Source organism: Serratia odorifera (assembly GCF_041448735.1).
Taxonomy (GTDB): domain Bacteria; phylum Pseudomonadota; class Gammaproteobacteria; order Enterobacterales; family Enterobacteriaceae; genus Serratia_F; species Serratia_F odorifera.
Window position 1 is genome coordinate 40580 of the sequence record NZ_JBGMUT010000004.1, and the last position, 18813, is coordinate 59392.

Below are 18813 nucleotides of genomic sequence, written 5' to 3' on the forward strand. Positions count from 1 at the left end.
TGGTGTGCCTATAACATCCAGGCCATTTCAGTGTCGGTAATCTGCTGTTCAAACTGGCGTAATTCGGCGCTTTTACAGGTGTGCCACAGTGAGCCGAACGCCGGGCCGAACAGCGCCTGCAAATAGGCGTTTTGCCTGAACAGTTCCAGCGCCTGCGGCTGGTTGAGCGGCAGCGGTGCCGCCTGCGGGGTAGCGTGGCCGTCACCGGTGGCGGCCGGCGGTAACGGCGTGGGATTTTCCAGCCCATACAGCATGCCAGCCAGGATGGTGGCAACGGCCAGGTAGGGGTTGGCATCGGCGCCGGCCAGGCGATACTCCACGCGCTGATTGGCGTTGTCGGCGCAGGGCAGGCGCAACGCCACGGTACGATTGTTGTAACCCCACGAGGCGCACAGCGGCACGTGCATGTCGGGGCGAAAACGCCGGAAGGCGTTGATATTGGGGGCGAGGATCGCCATCGACGCCGGCATCAGTGCCAGCATGCCGCCGATAACCTGGCGCATGGAGCTACTGAGCGTATCCGGCTGGCTGGCCAACCAATTGTGTCCCTGGGCATCCTGCAGGCTGATATGGAAGTGCAGGCCGCTGCCGGCGGCCTTCGCGCAGGGTTTGGCCATAAAGCAGGCGTGCTGGTGATGCTTTTCCGCCAGCTGACGCGTCAGGCGTTTCAGCGCCAGGATCTGGTCACAGGCCTCCAGCACTTTACTGCTGTGTTGCAGATTGAGTTCATATTGCCCGGCTGCGGCCTCGGCCACCACGCCGGTCAGCGGTATCGTCTGCAATTTGGCATGATGCGCGATGTCATCGAGCAACGCGCCGTGACACTCTGGCGCATCAACCGAAAAATTCTGCGTCAGGCTGGGTTGCGCCATGCCCGGTAGCTGATGCGGCGCATGCAGATAAAACTCCAGCTCGGCGGCGATCACCGGGTAATAGCCCAACCGATGCAGGCGGTGTAATACACGCTCCAGCACCACCCGCGGTTCAATACGGCAGGGATCGCCGTTGGTTTCGCGCATTGTCAGCTGCAGTTGCGCGATATGCTGCGGATCTCGGGCGCAAGGGCGCAGCGTGCCGGGCACCGGCAGACACAGCCGGTCGGGTTCCCCGGCATGCTGGCCCAAGCCGCTGTCTTCAATCACCTGACCGTTTAAATCCATGGCGTAAATCGACTGTGGGAAATAACAACCATTTTGCAAAGAAAATAATGCGCTGACGGCAATCCGTTTGCCGCGAAATTGGCCATTTAGATCGTTGAGATAAATATCCACCAATTCAGTGTCGGGATAACGTTGCAGATAGTCTTTTATTTCCTGACTGAATTTTTGCTGCGGCGCTGGTGGGGTTGGTGTTAATAATGCATGAAAATCAATGATGTTAGCGTACATAAAACCCCCGGTTATTTAACGCATCAGTCATAGGGGGAATCAGTGGGGAATAATAACCGGCAACGCAAAAGTATAAACGCATGGGTATTTGTCTCATCATGCCATTATGGCGATGAGATAATGTTATCCGGCTATTTTCCTGCCGTCTGTAAAAACGCCATAATGATTGGCAGCGCGGAAATAAAAATAGTGTAAATCTCCCCGCCGTACGGTGCGGGTATATTCGGCAAGGGGAGAGTGTCGCGCCGCCAGGCTTGCTTAATGGCGCAGGCCAAGGCTCGCCAGCGTGGTTTGCCGAATGCCGCTGCGGCTGTTGATGTACAACTGTTCCCGCCCCAGTTCCAGCATCCCCAGCGCCCCGCCGCTGGCGATGGCGAATGCGCAAAAATCGATGTCCAGGCTGTTGCCATGCAGTGCGTCCTGCGGGTCGCCGGGCGTATGGCCGCAGATCAGATAATCGACGCCGGCGATCGGCCGTTGCAGGTTGTTGATATAACGTTCTCGCCCCCAGATGCAGGCCTGCTTCACCGCGTGGTCGCCCGCCTGCAAACGACGGTAGAAGGTGTCGATATCATCGATCTCCGGCGGCACTTCGGCATGCAAAATTGCGTAGCGTCGTCGCCCGGTCTGCAAGGCAATTGTCCACGGCATCGGTTGCATCAACTGCTGACAATAGCGTTGCTGCTGTGGGCTGAGGTGGAAAAACCACTCGCCGCCGTCAATCTGCCACATCAGTTGCAAATCCAGCGCCGGCTGCTGGCGTTGCCTGGCGGCACACCACTCCAGCGCCCGAGCTTCGTGATTGCCGCGTACCGCATAAAACCAGTCCTGCGTCAGTAACTCCAGGCACGACAGACTGTGCTCGCCGCGATCGATCAGATCGCCGACCGCGATCAGGCGGTCATGCTGGCGATCGAATGCCACATGATTGAGCAACGACTGCAACGGCCACAGGCAGCCATGCAGATCGCCAACGGCAAAATCACGGCCGTGGCGATTGACATCAAGGGTGACCATCATGTTTGGCCCTCCTTATGGGAGAACCATAAAGTATAACTCATCGCCGTAAGCACAGAGCGGCTGGCGACGGCAAAGGTCGATTAAAAAGGGGCGCCGCAGCACCCCCGATGTTGCTTACTTCAGAGCAATCCGGATCACGTCATCCGGATCTGTAGCTTCTTTCTCGCGGCTGGCAGCCTGCTTGACGCTGACGTACAGCGTCTGGCCGTCCGGTGACAGCGCCAGGCTGTTCGGGTGGGTTGGCGTTTTGACGGTGCGCAGTACCTGGTAGGTTTTGCCGTCGATCACGCTGACTTCGCCAGCTTCGCGGTGGGTGACATAGACCTCGTTACGCGCCGGGTTAAACAGCACTGCCAGTGAGGTTGGCGCCTCGATTTTGTGCAGGATAGCGCCGTTGTTGGTGTCGACCACCAGCACCTGCGGCTGTTTGGAGTCGGTGATGAACGCACGATGGTTCGCCGGATCCAGGCTGATGTTCAGGAAGAAGTGCTCTTTGGATTGATCCAGTTTGTTGCGCGTCAGGATCTTGTTGGTTTTGGTGTCGATGGTCACCAGCTCGCCGTCGGCGTTGGTCACGTACAGGCGACCAGCGTCGGCGTCCAGCGCCAGGCCGGTGCCATACTTGCCGGTGTTGGCGATGGTGGTGCGCAGCGTCAGATCCTTGCCATCCACTACCCATACCACGCTGGATTCACCCAGACCGGTGATATACAGGGTGTCGGTATTGGCGTCGACCACCAGTTCACGCGGCGCCAGCGGTTTTACGCTGTCGGAACGCTTGCGTGCATCGAGCACCAGACGGCCTTTCACGTTGCCACTGTTGGCGTCGATAGCGGTAACGCTGCTGTTGACGGTGTTGCCGAAATACAGCGTATTGGTTTTGCCGTTGATCGCGGCACCAAACGGTTTGAGGTCGTTATGGATGATCTGGGTCACGTCCAGCGTGGTGGGATCCAGACGGTATACTACGCCGCCCTTATCCAGCTTACGGCTCTGCGAGGTAGCCAGATACAGCGCGTTTTCGCTTTGGCTATAGGCCATTTCATAGGCGCCCTTGCCAATCGGTTTACGCAGCAGTTCCGTGTCGGTCTGTGCTTGCGATGCGCTAGAAAACAGCAGGCTGGTGAGTAGCATCAGTGGGAAAACCGCACGCCCGCCGAAGCGACGACCGGTTGTCATCACAGTGTTCATAACATCTCCATATGGTTAATTGTGTTGTGGCCGCCGGCGGAGGCCGAACGGCGAAAACAGCTCAACATTGAATTAAAAGTACGACGCCGCCGGGCACGTCATGGCGCGCCCGGCTTTATATTTGAGAATAATAATCATTATTTATTGGAAAGGGCAGCTATTTTGCCGCCGATACTGCCCGAGCGCACATTGCGTACCGTACAGGCCTACCGTGCGGGGGCGAACACGGCGCGCAAACAGCCGTCGGTTTTATGCTTGAACATCTGGTAGCCCAGGGGGGCCTCCTCTAGCGAAAAGCGATGCGTCGCCATCAACGCCGGGTTCATTTTCCCTGCGGCAACCAGATCCAGCAGCGTCGGTACATAACGCTGGCCGTGCTGCTGGGCGGTACGAATGGTCAGGCTTTTATTGATCATCAGCCCGACCGGAAACTTGTCCATCACGCCGTAAACGCCAAGAATGGCCACGGTACCGGCCTTGCGGCAACAGTACAGTGCCTGACGCAGCGCGGCGCCGACGTCGGTTTGCAGGTGTAGCAGCTGTTTGGTGCGATCGTAGATCTGGGTCAGCCCTTCGCCTTTGGCTTCCATGCCGACGGCGTCAATACAGCTGTCAGGGCCGCGGCCGCCGGTCAGTTCCAGTAACGCTTCCGGCACATCGACCTGGGTATAATCCAGCGGAATGGCGCCGAAGGCGTTTTGCGCAAACGCCAGCCGCTCCGGGAGGCGATCGATGGCGATCACCTTTTCGGCGCCCATCAGCAACGCGCTTTGCTGCGCCATCAGGCCGACGCCGCCGCAGCCCCACACCGCAACGATATCACCAGGGTGAATATTGCAGAAATCGGCGCCCATATACCCGGTGGGCGCCGCATCGGACAAAAATAGCGCCTGCTCATCGCTGACGCCGTCCGGGATGACGAAACAGTCATTATCGGCAAACGGCACGCGTACGTATTCGGCATGCGAACCGGCATAGCCGCCAAAGGCGTGGCTGTAGGCATAGATACCGGCGGTGGGATAGCCCAGCGCCGGTTCGCCCAGCTCGGGCTGCGGGTGGGTATTGTCGCAGCAGGAATACAGCTGGTGCTGACAGTACCAGCAGGAGCCGCAGACGATGAATGACGGCACCACCACGCGCTGGCCGACTTTTACACGTTTGACCTCACGCCCGATGTCGACAATTTCGCCCATAAATTCGTGGCCAAGAATATCACCGTCTTTCATGCTGGGGATCAGCCCGTCGATCACGTGTAAATCCGAACCGCAGGTGGTAGTCAGCCCAACTTTGACAATCGCGTCTTTAGGGTTGAGTAGCGTGGGGTCGTTCACCGTTTCGACACGCAGGTCATTGACCCCGTTCCAACACAGTGCTCGCATTACGCCTCCTTCTTCGCTCGGTCAGCGCCGACCGGCTGTGGCGAAACCCGCGGGATTTCACCGGTTTCGGCCAGGCTCTTAAAGCGGTGCAGCGCTTTGCTGACGATCTCTTTTGGCACCACGTTTAACCAGTCGGCGATTTTTTTGCCCATTTCACCGCCGGGGGGCTCAAAAATAACCCGCAGGGAAAGTTCGGTGCCTTTCGCGGCGGGAGCTTCGCGGAACAGCAGGCTACCTTCGTTTGGCAGGTCGGCGCCTTGCAAGGATTGCCAATAGATGGCGATGCCGGGTTGCAACTCGGTGATGCGATTTTGCCAATACCATTTTTGGCTCAGCATATCTTCCACCATCCAGCTGGATTCGCGTTCGTTGAGGATATCGACCTTGGCGAAGTGGGACATGATCAGTGGCAAGGTGTGCGGATCGCACCACAGCCGTTGCAGTTCCAGCGCCGGTTTGCCGATGGTGATCCATCGGTTGACTTCAACCGCTTTGCTTTTGTTTTTAACGCCTTCGACGTTCAGTTGAGCGTGTTGCATAACTCTCCTCGTCGTTGACACAGGCCGGGTTAAATACAGTCTGCGGTGTTCGGGATCTTCCTGTGGGTTATTTCCTTATGATTAAAGTTAAGCAAAAACTCAGGATTTTTCCTGCCGTTACGTTTGGCTGGCGGGGGCGAGGCGTGAAAGATAATGCAGAACAAAGAGGGACCGCAGCTGGATTGTGGTGTTAACGTTGTCCCGTTCGAGAAGAATGTTATCGGTAATAAAACAGCCTGTTATTAGCTTAACCAATCCCGAGGTATTTCATCTCAGCTGATTATTTCATGATTTATCAGTAAAATGAGTGCCCCAGCCAGAAATAAAAATATTCCTTGATATATCAATAGGGTAAGGTCTAGCCTGATCCAGGATTGCAACTTTTTTGAAGCGTGCTCCTGTACAAAATCATACGTTTTTTTATCCAACCACTTATTGCGCTGTGTTTTTATTTTTCTGTTGTTCAATATCCAGCGGAACCAAAGCGTTTTCATTGAAAGGCCAACAAAACCGAGGTTATCAGCCAAGACAACATAAGAAGGAACAAGATGGCCGCTACCCACGTAATGATGGTAAAAGGTATTAAACTCATCTCGATGGCGGCGGTAAAGCACATACTGAATCACTGCTAATAGCAGGACGATAAAAACGCATAAGATAACAACAAGTTTCATCATTCCCCCCAAATAAAGTCGGTCAGATAATCTGCAGCATAACCACCGACTGCCGAGCCCGTTGCGCCCCCGATGGCCGCTCCTGCCACGCCACATGCAAGTGCTCCAATGCCAACGCTCACCGACCCCGATACTATTGCACAGGCCCCCATACCGATCGCAGATCCAAAGCGACCGCCGACAATACCAGTAGCCGTACTTGCAGCAAAGTTACCATAGCCCTTCACGGCAATTTTCCCGCATTGCTGCTTTCGGCCGCTAGTGCAGGCGTTATACACTTCGTTAGTGGTATTCAGCCCGGCGAGCCCGATGCCGATCCAACCGCCGGTTTTCATAAATCTGGCTGCTCGGCTGGCACTGTCGAGATAGTTCGAATATCCCTTGATCGCGCCACATGCTGCCGCTATCGCCGCGGCCAGAACGGCAAAAACATGCGGCTCCTCACATATTTTGCATAAACCCCGAGACGGCAAAAAAACGGTAGTCATCCCGCAAAAAGCGGGAAGTCGAGTCACTCTTTTTATGGTTATATGGCGTTGCGGTGAGAATCAATTAAACAACGTATTGACCTGGCCGGTTTTATTAGCGATTACCGCTGCCAGAGTCAGGCCATGTTATCAGGTGGCCATGACGATAAACCGCATATGTTCACCAACATTAAAAGAGCCAGGGTATGAAAAAAACAACCGCAGTGGTGAGTGATAGTTATGTCGTAGTCAGCGTGCGAGAAAAAATTGGCTATGGTTTTGGCGATATGGCCTCGAATCTTTCTTTTGGCTTCGTCTCCCTGTTTTTGCTTTATTTTTACACCAATATTTACGGTATCAGCGCCACCCAGGCCAGTCTGATTTTTGTTATTGCCAGGGTTATCGATGCCTTGTTCAATATTGCCGTTGGGTTCTTTATCGATAAAACGCAAACGCGCTATGGGAAATTAAGACCCTATCTGCTTTTTGGTGCGGTACCGTTAGGTTTATTAACCCTGTTTTGCTTTTACACACCGGATACCGATCATAAGTTCTATTTTGCACTGTGCTCTTACACCCTTTATTGTCTGGCTTATACTGCGGTTAATACGCCGTATTCGGCCATGACCAATATGCTGACCCAGCATGAAGGATCGCGCGCATCGCTGTCGGTGTACCGCTTTGTGTTTGCCATTTTGGGCTATCTGGTGGTGTCGACCTGCGCCGATCTGCTGATTTCGCGTGTTACCGATCAAAAAATGGGGTATGTTTTTGCCGTCAGCTGTTTTGCGCTATTGGCGACCTTTCTGTTCCTTGCCTGCTTTGGCATGACCCGAGAGCGGGTAAAGGTACAATTGCAGTCCCCGACGTTAAAAGAAATGATCAAGGCGGTTTCCGGTAATATGCCGCTGATCAATCTTTCCCTGTTTACCGTATTCTTTTATATCGCCTACACCGTTTGGATGGCGATTGCGGTGTATTTCATCAAGTATATCATTAGTGATGAGTCGTTCACCTCCGAGTTTTTTGCCATTCAGTCCGCCGCCTATATTTTGGGTACGGTGATTTCAGCCAGGTTGATCGCCATGATGGGTAAAAAATACATGACATTATTGGCGCTGACCATTGGGGTTGTCGGCCTGTTTGGTCAATATATTTTTGCTGGTGAAAACATTTATTTAATTATGGCCGGCGTGTGTCTGTTCAGTATTACTCTAGGTATGGGGTTTGTTTCGATGTGGTCAATGATTGCCGATACCGTTGAATATGCGGAATGGAAACATGGCGTCAGAACCGAAGGGGCTATTTACGGATTCTTTAATTTTATTACCAAAATCGCCATGGCGATCGGCGGCGGCTGTGCCGGCATTATGCTCGACTATTTCAATTACAGTGCAGAAAGTATCAGTGAACCTGCGCGTAATGGCATCAATCTGATGATGACCATCTTCCCCGGCCTGATGTTTATTCTCGGTATGGTATTTGTGGTGTTTTATACCTTAGATGAAAAAACCTACCGTGAAATTATTAAAAAAATTGAACTGGCCAAGCAAAACCTCGTGTAACTCAAGGTGATTCTTATGAAAAATGATTTTTCCGCCACGCTTGCTACCATGACTACGGAAGAAAAGGTGGCGCTGTTGACTGGCCAAGGGTTGTGGCGCACGGCGGCGTTGCCGCGACTGGGTATTGAAAGCCTGGTGATGACCGACGGCACCTACGGCGTGCGTTACAGTGCCAGCCAGATCGATGGCGGGGAAAATTGGTGCATTACCGATTTCCTGTCGGTTGTCGGCCAAAACGCAGCAGAAAGTCATCAGGAGGCCGCCGGTGGTTCCGAAGCGCTGTTCAGCTATTCGCGCCCGGCGACCTGCTTCCCCAACGGTTGCAGCCTGGGGTGCAGTTGGGACGTTGATCTGGCTTACCGCATGGGGCAGGCGCTGGCTCACGAATGCCAGGAGATGGGGGTTGGCATTCTGCTCGGGCCGGGCATCAATATTCGCCGCACGCCGTTAGCCGGCCGCGGTTATGAATACTATGCGGAAGATCCGCTGGTGAGCGCTGATATTGCCGCAGGCTTGATCAACGGCTTGCAGGATGAAGGGGTCGGCGCCAGCCTTAAGCACTTTGCCTGCAACAATTCGGAATATCGACGAACCGAAATGGATTCGCAGGTGGGGGAGCGTGCGCTGCGGGAAATCTACCTGGCCGGTTTCAAGCGTGTCATTGAAAAAGCCAATCCCTGGACGCTGATGTCCTCTTATAACCGTCTCAACGGCATTCAGACATCCCAACATCACCAGTTGCTGACCGAGATATTGCGGGACGAATGGCAGTATGACGGCGTGGTGATGTCAGATTGGTACGGTATTAAGCATCGCCCGGCATCGCTGCTGGCCGGCAACGATCTGGCGATGCCGGAAACGCGGCGCGACAAGCGCTCGCTGCTGGCGGCGATTAATGCCGGTGACGTACCGCAAGCCGTGGTCGATCGCTCCTGCCTGCGCATGCTGGCATTGATTGACAAGGTGCAGCGGCATCGCAAACCGGGGTTCAAGGCCGATTTTACTGCGCACCATGCCCTGGCTCAACAGATAGCCCAGGAGTCTGTCGTGCTGTTGAAAAACGAGGCGGATATTTTGCCGCTGACGCTCGACAAGGTGAAGCGCATCGCGATTTTGGGCAAGCCGGCCCATGAACCGGTGATCCAGGGATCCGGTTGCGCGACCACCGTACCCTATATGCTGGATCGGCCGCTGGACGAGATCCTGGACGTTGCCGGCAATGATTTTCACATCGACTATGCCATTGGCGCACCCGATGACGACGCGGACAACGCCGCCGCGCTGGCTCAGGCGGTTGCGGTGGCGCGCCAGTCAGACGTGGCGGTGGTGTTTGCCAGCACCGCCATCGGCGAGGACGGCGAAAACGGTGACCGCAGTAATCTTGATATTATCGCCAGCCATGAGGCGTTGATTCGCGCCGTTGCGGCGGTGCAACCCAATCTGATCGTGGTGCTGGCGAACAGCGACGCGGTGGTAATGCCCTGGCTGAATCACTGCAAGGGCGTGCTGGAAACCTTCTTCGCCGGCCAGGGAATGGGGCGTGCAGTGGCCAATATTCTGTTTGGCCATGCCAACCCATGCGGCAAGCTGACGGTGACGGTACCTAATACGTTGGAGGAGACCCCCGCCTGGCTGCATTATCCGGGCGAAGATTTAAAACATGCTTATGCCGAAGGGATTTATGTGGGTTATCGTTACTATGACAAGCGCAAGATGACGCCGCTGTTCCCGTTCGGGTTTGGCTTGAGCTATACGCGTTTTGCCTATGACAACTTGCGCCTTTCCACGCCAACGCTGAGTGAGGGGGAAACGCTGACTGTGAGCGTGGATATCACCAATATTGGCCAACGTGCCGGCAAGGAAATCGTTCAGCTGTATATCAGCGCGCCGCAACAGGCGTTGCCGCGAGAGCCGAGGGCGTTAGCGGCCTTTGCCAAGGTTGCCCTTGAACCGGGAGAAACGCGCAGCGTGAGCATGAACATTCAGGCGCAGGATTTGGCCTGCTATCATCCTACGCTGCAACGCTGGGTCATGTCGTCAGGGGATTATGGCCTGCATATAGCCAGATCGTCGCGTGACATTGCCTTGCAGGCGGTGGTGAGCCTGCAGGCGGCACCGTGGTATTTACCGTTAAAACCGGATAACTCCTTGCAACAGCTATTGCAGCAACCGGCAGCCTTTCGTCGGGTTACCGCATTGGTGGCGCAAAAAAGCGGTCAACCGGAGGGGGTTGTCGGTGACAGGCTCGCATCGATAGCGCCTGAACTGTTTTGCGGCATGTTCATTGGCCTGACCGAGTTTCTGGCCGTGGACATCAGTATTGACGAGCTCGAGGCGGCGTTGCAAGGCAGCGTCGATTAACTTTTCTGGCCGGCAGGGCAGCCCTGCCGGGAACCGGGGGAGCACATGTTTCCATTCGCAGTAGTCTATCGCGCTGGGCAGAGCGCAGGCAGCCATCGTTCGGGGGGCGTGCATGAAGGGTCAGGGTACGAGCTGATTTCCTTTGATGCCGAAAAATACAATCTGTTTGCTGCCGAGGTGCGCTACTGTGAACCCCATTGGCATAGCGCGCCGGAGCTGATCTGCGTGTTGACCGGCAGTTTCACTCTCAATGTTTGTCAGCGCAGCCATCAGGTGGCCGCCGGCGGCATGGTATATATCAATCCCGATGAGATACATGCGTTGGAGGCCACGGCAGCCAACAGCCGCTTACTGACCATCCAGTTTTCCCCCCGCCTGTTTGATGACGCTAACCCGGCGCCGCATATCGATTACTGCCGTGCGTCCTGGGCCGAGCAACGGCCGCAGGATCGGGCATTGCGGGACGCCGTACTGCTGATTACCCAGCGGCAGATGGCGCAGGCTTCGTCCTTTGCCAAACTGGCTGCGATCTATACGTTATTGAGTGCGCTTGAATATGCCGAGCAGCCCGGCGCGGGCGTGCCGTCCGAGGGATACAGCAAACGCGACGGTCAACTGGTTAAGCAGAGCATGCATTATATTGCGGAGCACTTAACCCGCGAGCTGAATTTGTCGAAGATGGCGGACATGGCGGGTATGAGTTACTTCCATTTCTCCCGCATGTTCAAGAAAGTCAGCGGATACAATTTCAAAGAATATCTGATGATCCTGCGTACCAATAAAGCAAAATCACTGTTAAAAAATACCCAAATCCCGATTACCGAAATCAGCCACCTCTGCGGTTTTAAAGAACATAAGCATTTGAATGCCTGCTTTAACAAATACTGTTCGGTGACCCCCAGCGAGTTTCGTAAAAGAATGCTGGCCGGGCTGAATCAGCCCGACGCGGATTTGGCGGTAATGACCGATTTTCGCTGTTTGCCGCTCAGTGCCCAAGTCATCCAATGGTTGTCTGCACCCGCCTGAATGCCGGCTCATCACATGGCGATGCTGCCGTCCAGTTGCTGGCCGGCAGCCGTTTTTTCCGCCAGATAACGCGCCGGTGGCTTGCCGACGGCTTTCCTGAACATCGTCACAAAACCGCTGGCGCTTTCATAACCGAGATCCAGCGCCACGGTCTGTACGCTTTCGCCCTGCGTCAGGCGTTGCAGCGCCAACATGACGTGCAATTGGCGTCGCCACTGACCAAAACTCATCCCCAGTTGCTGTTGTAGCGTGCGACTCAGCGAACGTTCGCTCATGCCGATGCGCTGCGCCCATTGCCCGATGGTGGATTTATCCGCCGGGTCGGCCAACAGTCGCTCCATCAGTTGCCGAATGCGCACGTCGTGCGACACCGGCAGATGCAGGTTTTCTACCGGCGCGGCCGCCAACTGATCCAGCAGCACCGCAATCAGGCGGCCTTCGCTACCCTGTTGGTCGTACAACGGGTCAAAACGGCTGGCCTGCAGCAAGAGCTCGCGCAGCAACGGTGAAATCGCCAGAGTACAGCAGTTTTCCGGCAGGCCGACGAAGGTCGAGGTATCGACAAACAGACAGTAGCACTCGGTTGATCCGGTGCCCTGCGCATTATGCAAAGTGTTGCTGGGCATCCATAAGGCACACTGCGGTGGTACCAGCCACAGGCCGCTTTCCGCCTCGCAGCGGATCATGCCGCGTGCGGTGTAGATCAGTTGTGCTTTCTGGTGACGATGGGGCTCAACCTCCCAATCCTCGGTAATGCTGGTGCCCTGTACGGCAAAAATGGCGCGTGGCACCTTATCAATATCAAAACGCGGTTTGGTGGCAACGAAACTCATGAGAATAGTTCTCATTTTGGCGTGAATGAAAAATATTATGTCCTGATTGTGCAATGTGGTCTAGTGCGGTCGTCGATAAAGTAAGCGGCATGCCGTCAGTCTGCTATGGAGTCAACGTAATGTCATTAGATACCGCTAGTTTCCCTTGGGTGTGGATGCGCCAACCGGCGGGGCAGCCTCGCGACGTTGCCGGTGAGTTTGCCGAGTTTGACGCATTGCTGGCCAGACAGCAGCCGTTTGTACTGTTGTGCGAATCACCGATGACCGATGAACAACAGCACGATCGCGATCGGCGCACGCAGGTGGCGTTGTGGAAACGCGACCGCCGTGATGCGCTGAAAAAATATGTCAAAGGTATGGTGATGATTGAGCCAGACGCGGAGCGCCGTGCCGCTGCCGAGCCGTTTGCCGACTTTGCCAGCCGATTCTGGGGTTACCCGGTCGAGGTGGTGGCCGATGAAACACAGGCGCGGCAACGGGCGCAAAATCTGTTGAGTCTATAAGGGGGCTGCAATGCATCAGTTGGACGTGATTAACCAATTACTGGCCTGGATCGAGCAGAATCTGGATCAGCCGCTGACGCTGGATGATATCGCTGCCAGGTCAGGCTATTCGAAGTGGCATTTGCAACGGATGTTCAAGCAGCAGACCGGCCACGTGCTGGGAACCTACGCTCGGCGTAGAAGGCTGACCGCCGCCGCGCGCGAGTTGCGCCTGATGTGCACCAGCGTGGCGATCGTCGCCGATAAATATCAGTTTGATTCGCAGCAGACGTTTACTCGTGGTTTTAAAAAGCAGTTTGGTCTGCCGCCTGCGGCCTACCGCCGCTGTACCGACTGGTCGAGCTACGGTATGCAGCCGCCGCTGCGCATCGCCGCCCAGCCGTTGCCGGCGGCCGACTTTGTCGAACTGCCGGCGATGCAGTTGGTCGGGCGCACTCAGCGCCGCACGATGACGCTGCACGAACTGGGGCGCATGAAGAAAGAGCTGCGCCATACCGCCTGGAGCACGCTGTTACAGCCCAATGCACAGCCTCCGTCGGTGGCCTACGGCCTGACCAGTCTGGAGGTCGATGGTCGGCAGCGCGATCGGCAGCGCATGGTGTACACCGCCGCGCTGGTGGATGAGCGAACGGTGGGGGAGGTGGTGCAGATTGAGCCGGGGGAGTATGCCAGTTTCGTTTACCATGGCCAGGCTGAGGAGTTGCAGAACTTTATTGCGCGGATTTACGACACCGCGATGCCGGAACTGGACGTGGTGCGCCGACCAGGGCGTGATATCGAACGGTTTTACCCGGCGCAAAGCGGATTTTACCACCAGGCGACCAGCGCTATCCGTTGCGAATACCTGATCCCCATCCGTCGGCTGTCGGCAGACAAATCGGCGCGCTAAGCGCCGTTTGACAATAAAATTCATCTTCTGTGGTTAGTGCGTTACAAAAAAGTGCGTTCTGCAACCGGGAATGTTTCACACTTTTGCCGAAGTGCACATATAATGCGCATCCGGTCTTTTTGACCTGGATAATACCTATGCCAGTGCGGCCCACACACCAACACGAAGATGAAAATGAGCATTCGCGCGTTATTAACCCTGTTTACGGCACTGGTTGCGTTCAGCCAGGCAGCCTTCGCCGTTGTATACCCACTGCCTGCCAAGGATAGCCGCCTGGTGGGGCAAAATATTCAAATCCAGGTTCCAGCCGACAGCAAGCTGCCGCTGGAAAGCTTTGCCGCTCAGTACCAGATGGGCCTGAGCAATATGCTGGAAGCCAACCCGGGGGTGGATCCATTCCTGCCAACGCCGGGCAGTACCCTGACCATTCCACAGCAGTTGATCCTGCCAGACGCGCCGCGTCAGGGCATCATCATCAACAGTGCCGAAATGCGTCTGTACTACTACCCGAAGGGCAGCAACACCGTGGTGGTTTTGCCAATCGGCATCGGCCAGTTGGGCAAGGACACGCCGCTGAACTGGGTAACCAGCGTACAGCGCAAGAAGGACGGCCCGACCTGGACGCCGACCGCCAAAATGCGTGAAGAATATGCCGCAGACGGCGAAATCCTGCCGGCGGTATTCCCGGCCGGTCCGGACAACCCGATGGGTCTGTACGCGTTGTACGTAGGGCGTCTGTATGCCATTCACGGTACCAATGCCAACTTCGGCATCGGCCTGCGCGTGAGCCACGGCTGTGTGCGTTTGCGTGCCGATGATATCAAATACCTGTTCGACAGCGTGCCGGTCGGCACCCGCGTACAGTTTATCAACGAGCCGGTGAAAGCCTCGGTGGAGCCAGACGGTTCCCGTTATCTGGAAGTGCACAACCCGCTTTCTGCCAATGAAGAAGAGCTGAAGTCGAAAGATCCGGTGCCGGTAACCATCACCCCAGCGGTCGGCAAAGTGCTGATGGATGCGGGTATCAACCAGAGCGAAGTGGATGCGGCAATCAAGGCGCGTTCCGGTATGCCGGTTAAAGTGAACTGATAGCGGTTATTACGCGGTGAAAAGACGCCTGCGGGCGTCTCAGACTGCTGATACAGTCAGATATCAGGGCGAGCGTGCCGTTGGGGTCGTAGCGGCATGAGCCGCCGGAGCGCCCCTAGGTGCGCTTGGCCCTGCTATCTCGGGCCAATAGGCTACGTTGTCATTAACTTTAGACGCCTGCGGGCGTCTTTTTTATGGCTACAGGCTGTCATTATTCTCACATTACATGGTCGTCATGCGGTTGCCTTGGCGCTTTTTTTGCCGCGAAATTTTCCTCCTCCCTGTGCGTCCACGCTTTGCTCGCCTTTCATACCGCCCTTTGAATTGAAAAAATCTTCTCAAAATAACGTGATTGTGAAAATAACATCACATAAACGTAACAAAAGATAAACATACCCTCACTATATTGGCTGCTTTGCTTTTGGGAGGGTATGCCATGCGTAACTGGAACGAACCAAAGAAAAATAAAGCGCACATCGAACTGATCCCGATGATCGACGTGATGATGTTTTTGCTGGTGTTTTTCGTCTTGATCAGCCTGAACGTGATCCCGGCGCTGGGATTGAAGACCCAATTGCCCAGCGCCGGCAGTGCGCAGCAGTTGAAGCCGCAGAAAAAGGCCATCATCACCCTGGGCGCCGACGAGCAGTTGCAGCTCGATGGCCAGCCGGTTGCGCTGGACGCCCTGGTTAGCACGCTAAAGCAACAGCAGCAGGGCGATCAACCTACCACCATTATCGTCAACAGCGATAAGGGCGTTGCGGTGGAACGGCTGGTGGCCGTGATGGACAGCCTGCGCCAGGGCGGTTTCTTCTCTGTCTCTATCGCCACCCGGAAGCTGTGACATGTATCTGCTCTATCGCTCACGTCATCTTTTCAGCTGGTTGCCGGCGCTGATCGTCGCCGGTTGCCTGCTGTTCGCCAGCCAGCAGGCCACGCTGAAGATCCAGCCGCGCTACGACGACACCACCATGGCGCTGGCACTGGTGGAAACGCCGGTGGAACCCCCAATGCCCGAGGCGCCGTCGCAGCCAGAACCGCCGCCGGAGCCGATGGCCGAACCGCTGCTGCCAGCGCCGGAACCGATCGTTGAGGCGACGCCCAAACCGCAGCCCAAACCCAAACCGAAGCCGAAACCTACACCCAGGCCGCAACCGAAACCGGTGAAGGAAAAAACCAGGGCGGTGAACCCGCCACCACCGACAGCCAGCGCAACTCAGGCGTTGTCCAGCAGACCGCAACCGTCAAAACCGGCCGCCGCGCCAGCACGTCCGGCAACGCCGACGGTCAATGCCCAGGCGCTGGAGAATGGCTACCTGCTTGCGCTGCGCCGCGAACTGGAACAGCGCAAGCGCTACCCGACCGGGCGTCAGGCGTCGTTGGAGCGGCCGCAGGGCAATGTGGAAGTCTGGCTGGAGGTGGATCGCAGCGGTCGGGTCGTGGCCTCGGGTATCGCCAGCAAGGCCGGCAGCATGCTGCTCAACCGCGCGGCGGCCAGCAGTCTGCAGAGCATCAGCCAGGTAAAGCCATTCCCCAGTGAGGCTTTTGCCGGGCAAGCAAAAAAACGTTTCACAGCCACGTTTAATTATCGGGCGCCATAAAGCCTGAAATAACCATTGTTCGCTATGGGATGAAAATAATGAAATCGTTCAAACGTTCTGGGATTTACCTGGCGGTGATGTCGGCGCTGTTGCCAGGGGCGCTAATGGCGGAGGAGGGTACCGACGTCGGTACCATCAGCGTTCAGGGGCAGCCGCTGGGCGGGGGCATGATGGTGCAGGATGACAGTGCCAAGGCGCGATCCACCGTGACCAAGGAAGCGCTGGATAAAATGCCGTCCGCCGGCAACGCCATCGATAAATTGAAATACACGCCGGGACTGAACATTAACAGCAACGACGCCAGCGGCCTGAGCGGTGTTGATTACACCATGCGCGGCATGACGTCAGACCAAATCGGCCTGTCGATGGACGGCATTCCGATTAACGACTCCGGCAACTACGCGGTCTACCCGAACCTGCTCGGCGACGCGGAAAACCTGCAGGAAATTTTCGTCACCCAGGGCTCCTCCGAGGTCGACGGTCCGCACATCGGTTCCAGCGGCGGCAATATCGGGCTGGTGACGCGCCGACCGGCCAAGGACTTTGGCGGTTTCGTCAAACAGACGCTCGGCAGCAATAACCTTAGCAAGACCTTCGCCCGTTTGGAAACCGGCGAGTATAACGGTTTCAGCAACTGGATCTCCTATTCGCACACCGAAGCCAAAAAGTGGCGCGGCGAAGGGCGTGAATATTCCGACAAGTTTGAAATGAACTCGCTGTACGAAGACGGCAACGGCAACAGCAGTAACCTGGTGATGAAGTACAACCGGCAGGAAAACGCCAACTACAACACCCTGAGCAAAGCGCAGTTCGAACAGGACGGCCGCTACACCGATTACGCCACTACGCCGGAGTACAACAGCAAAGGACAGTTGAACAAGTACTACAAGATCGACCGCAACCCGTTCGAAAACTTCACCCTGTCGTTTACCCAGAAGCTGCAACTGCGCGACAACCTGTCGTTGACGCTGCAACCGTACTATTACTGGGGCAACGGCGGCAGCTTCACCGGCCAGACCGCCTCGGTACTGTCCAGCACCTCGGACCGCGCCGGACAGTATGACCTGAGCAATCTCGGTTCCAATACCTACTATCGCCCGTCGTGGACACAGACCTGGCGGCCGGGCATTACCACCAAGCTGAAGTGGGATATCAACGAACAGCACAGTCTCGACGTGGGCTACTGGTATGAGCGAGCGCGTCAGTTGCAAACGCAGCCGTTCATCAGCATCAACGGCGACGGCAATCCGGCGCAGATCTGGGGTAAACCGGGCGGCAGCGATCAGGTCCAGGACGCCAACGGCAACACCGTACAGGGGCGCAATCAGTACACCGTGACGCCGGCGCAGAAAGTCTGGCTGCAGGATACCTGGTTCTTCTCGCCGGAATGGACCTTTGTCGGCGGGCTGGCGTACCAGTATGTGGAGCGTAAGGGGGAAAACCGTGGCAGCCTGTACAACGTGCCGGAAAACCGCAAGGCCACTTACCACGAGTTACTGCCGAACTTCAGCGCCAGCTACAGGCTCAACCAGGAAAACCAGCTGTTCTACAACCTGACGCGCAATATGCGCACGCCGCCGAACTACGTGCTGTACAACGTGGGCGATTCGATCAATACCAAACCGGAGCTCAGTTGGAACCACGAGCTGGGCTGGCGTTTCCAGCAGGAGGACATGCTGTTGAGCGCCACGCTGTTCTACCTGCGTTATAGCGATCGGCAGATTTCCACCACCAATGCCGACGGTGATTACGAAATGATGAACATCGGCAACGTGGAGAACAAGGGGCTGGAGTTGGAATGGAGCGGTCAGTTGCCGCATAACTTCAACTATTACGCCTCCTATACCTACACCCAGGCCAAGCAGCAGAACAACATCGTCAGCAACGGCGGCCATGAATTGCCGACCTCTGGCAAGGACGTGCCCAACGTGCCAAGAAATCTGCTCAACCTGACGCTGGGCTACGACGACGGTTTGTACTACGGCAGCGTCAGCAGCAAATATGTCAGCTCGTTCTATGGCGATCTGACCAACGACGAAAAAATCGGTGGGCGCACGGTGGTCGATCTGGCGGCCGGGGTGTATCTGCCGGTGGACAAGAAAATCGTCAAGAGTGCGGCATTGCGTTTTGGCGTCAGCAACCTGTTTGACAAGGAATACCTGACCTCGGTGCGTAGCACCACGTTCAATGCGGCGCCGTATGACGGCGTCAAAGCCAGCACGCCGTATTACAACGTCGGCGAAGAGCGCACCTTTAGCGTGTCGCTGGAAGCCACATTTTAATTGATT

The 18813-nt window shown here is 56.0% G+C and carries 16 protein-coding genes; 9 read left to right on the plus strand and 7 right to left on the minus strand.

What is annotated here, in order from left to right; genetic code table 11:
• Nucleotides 1-8 precede the first annotated feature (8 nt).
• From ACCC84_RS12715 to ACCC84_RS12740, 6 genes are all read right to left on the minus strand, one after another.
• Nucleotides 9-1388, minus strand: coding sequence for a glutamine synthetase family protein (locus ACCC84_RS12715; RefSeq protein WP_371901971.1), 1380 nt, complete (start codon nt 1386-1388; stop codon nt 9-11).
• 258 nt (nt 1389-1646) lie between these two features.
• A complete protein-coding gene (locus ACCC84_RS12720) occupies nt 1647-2408 on the minus strand; it encodes a metallophosphoesterase (RefSeq protein ID WP_371901972.1) in 762 nt (253 codons plus the stop codon).
• 114 nt (nt 2409-2522) lie between these two features.
• The gene (gene yncE, locus ACCC84_RS12725) at nt 2523-3599 is read right to left on the minus strand and encodes a 7-bladed beta-propeller protein YncE (protein WP_004955701.1); all 1077 of its coding nucleotides are present in this window, start codon (nt 3597-3599) and stop codon (nt 2523-2525) included.
• A 206-nt stretch (nt 3600-3805) separates the two neighbouring features.
• On the minus strand, nt 3806-4978 hold the full coding sequence (locus ACCC84_RS12730; protein WP_004955698.1) for a zinc-dependent alcohol dehydrogenase: 1173 nt from the start codon (nt 4976-4978) through the stop codon (nt 3806-3808).
• The gene (locus tag ACCC84_RS12735) at nt 4978-5517 is read right to left on the minus strand and encodes an SRPBCC family protein (RefSeq protein ID WP_004955692.1); all 540 of its coding nucleotides are present in this window, start codon (nt 5515-5517) and stop codon (nt 4978-4980) included. Before ACCC84_RS12735 ends, ACCC84_RS12730 begins: the two co-directional genes overlap by 1 nt.
• 272 nt (nt 5518-5789) lie before the next feature.
• A complete protein-coding gene (locus ACCC84_RS12740; RefSeq protein ID WP_310648678.1) occupies nt 5790-6194 on the minus strand; it encodes a hypothetical protein in 405 nt (134 codons plus the stop codon).
• A gap of 670 nt (nt 6195-6864) precedes the next feature.
• Between ACCC84_RS12740 and ACCC84_RS12745 the strand changes: the two genes are divergently transcribed.
• From ACCC84_RS12745 to ACCC84_RS12755, 3 genes are read left to right on the plus strand one after another with little or no spacing between them, the layout of a single operon-like run.
• Nucleotides 6865-8223: an MFS transporter gene (locus tag ACCC84_RS12745; protein ID WP_371901973.1), complete on the plus strand. Its 1359-nt coding sequence runs from the start codon at nt 6865-6867 to the stop codon at nt 8221-8223.
• A gap of 15 nt (nt 8224-8238) precedes the next feature.
• Entirely contained in the window at nt 8239-10584 is a 2346-nt protein-coding gene (locus ACCC84_RS12750; protein WP_371901974.1) for a beta-glucosidase family protein, read from the plus strand.
• Between the two features lie 45 nt (nt 10585-10629).
• The gene (locus tag ACCC84_RS12755; protein ID WP_004955681.1) at nt 10630-11610 is read left to right on the plus strand and encodes an AraC family transcriptional regulator; all 981 of its coding nucleotides are present in this window, start codon (nt 10630-10632) and stop codon (nt 11608-11610) included.
• A gap of 11 nt (nt 11611-11621) precedes the next feature.
• Here the strand turns inward: ACCC84_RS12755 and ACCC84_RS12760 are convergent, their stop codons facing one another.
• Nucleotides 11622-12443 (minus strand): AraC family transcriptional regulator, encoded by an 822-nt coding sequence (locus tag ACCC84_RS12760; RefSeq protein WP_198773240.1) that lies wholly within the window; start codon nt 12441-12443, stop codon nt 11622-11624.
• Nucleotides 12444-12562: 119 nt separating this feature from the next.
• On the opposite strand from ACCC84_RS12760, the gene ACCC84_RS12765 reads away from it, so the two are divergent.
• The 6 genes from ACCC84_RS12765 (at nt 12563) to ACCC84_RS12790 (ending at nt 18807) form a co-directional block, all read left to right on the plus strand.
• A complete protein-coding gene (locus ACCC84_RS12765) occupies nt 12563-12946 on the plus strand; it encodes a hypothetical protein (RefSeq protein WP_371901975.1) in 384 nt (127 codons plus the stop codon).
• A 10-nt stretch (nt 12947-12956) separates the two neighbouring features.
• A complete protein-coding gene (locus ACCC84_RS12770; RefSeq protein ID WP_371901976.1) occupies nt 12957-13835 on the plus strand; it encodes a helix-turn-helix domain-containing protein in 879 nt (292 codons plus the stop codon).
• Nucleotides 13836-14003: 168 nt separating this feature from the next.
• The gene (locus ACCC84_RS12775) at nt 14004-14924 is read left to right on the plus strand and encodes a L,D-transpeptidase family protein (protein ID WP_004955671.1); all 921 of its coding nucleotides are present in this window, start codon (nt 14004-14006) and stop codon (nt 14922-14924) included.
• A 436-nt stretch (nt 14925-15360) separates the two neighbouring features.
• A complete protein-coding gene (locus ACCC84_RS12780; RefSeq protein WP_004955669.1) occupies nt 15361-15768 on the plus strand; it encodes an ExbD/TolR family protein in 408 nt (135 codons plus the stop codon).
• 1 nt (nt 15769) lies between these two features.
• On the plus strand, nt 15770-16525 hold the full coding sequence (locus ACCC84_RS12785; RefSeq protein WP_198773241.1) for an energy transducer TonB family protein: 756 nt from the start codon (nt 15770-15772) through the stop codon (nt 16523-16525).
• Between the two features lie 38 nt (nt 16526-16563).
• Nucleotides 16564-18807 (plus strand): TonB-dependent receptor family protein, encoded by a 2244-nt coding sequence (locus tag ACCC84_RS12790; RefSeq protein ID WP_039991218.1) that lies wholly within the window; start codon nt 16564-16566, stop codon nt 18805-18807.
• Nucleotides 18808-18813 lie beyond the last annotated feature (6 nt).

Coding starts and splice junctions, on each gene's coding strand:
- ACCC84_RS12715 (WP_371901971.1), bottom strand. CDS start 1,388: ATGTACGCTAACATCATTGATTTTCATGCATTATTAACACCAACCCCA.
- ACCC84_RS12745 (WP_371901973.1), top strand. CDS start 6,865: ATGAAAAAAACAACCGCAGTGGTGAGTGATAGTTATGTCGTAGTCAGC.
- ACCC84_RS12730 (WP_004955698.1), bottom strand. CDS start 4,978: ATGCGAGCACTGTGTTGGAACGGGGTCAATGACCTGCGTGTCGAAACG.
- ACCC84_RS12760 (WP_198773240.1), bottom strand. CDS start 12,443: ATGAGTTTCGTTGCCACCAAACCGCGTTTTGATATTGATAAGGTGCCA.
- ACCC84_RS12765 (WP_371901975.1), top strand. CDS start 12,563: ATGTCATTAGATACCGCTAGTTTCCCTTGGGTGTGGATGCGCCAACCG.
- ACCC84_RS12770 (WP_371901976.1), top strand. CDS start 12,957: ATGCATCAGTTGGACGTGATTAACCAATTACTGGCCTGGATCGAGCAG.
- ACCC84_RS12740 (WP_310648678.1), bottom strand. CDS start 6,194: ATGATGAAACTTGTTGTTATCTTATGCGTTTTTATCGTCCTGCTATTA.
- yncE (WP_004955701.1), bottom strand. CDS start 3,599: ATGAACACTGTGATGACAACCGGTCGTCGCTTCGGCGGGCGTGCGGTT.
- ACCC84_RS12750 (WP_371901974.1), top strand. CDS start 8,239: ATGAAAAATGATTTTTCCGCCACGCTTGCTACCATGACTACGGAAGAA.
- ACCC84_RS12775 (WP_004955671.1), top strand. CDS start 14,004: ATGAAAATGAGCATTCGCGCGTTATTAACCCTGTTTACGGCACTGGTT.
- ACCC84_RS12720 (WP_371901972.1), bottom strand. CDS start 2,408: ATGATGGTCACCCTTGATGTCAATCGCCACGGCCGTGATTTTGCCGTT.
- ACCC84_RS12790 (WP_039991218.1), top strand. CDS start 16,564: ATGAAATCGTTCAAACGTTCTGGGATTTACCTGGCGGTGATGTCGGCG.
- ACCC84_RS12735 (WP_004955692.1), bottom strand. CDS start 5,517: ATGCAACACGCTCAACTGAACGTCGAAGGCGTTAAAAACAAAAGCAAA.
- ACCC84_RS12785 (WP_198773241.1), top strand. CDS start 15,770: ATGTATCTGCTCTATCGCTCACGTCATCTTTTCAGCTGGTTGCCGGCG.
- ACCC84_RS12755 (WP_004955681.1), top strand. CDS start 10,630: ATGTTTCCATTCGCAGTAGTCTATCGCGCTGGGCAGAGCGCAGGCAGC.
- ACCC84_RS12780 (WP_004955669.1), top strand. CDS start 15,361: ATGCGTAACTGGAACGAACCAAAGAAAAATAAAGCGCACATCGAACTG.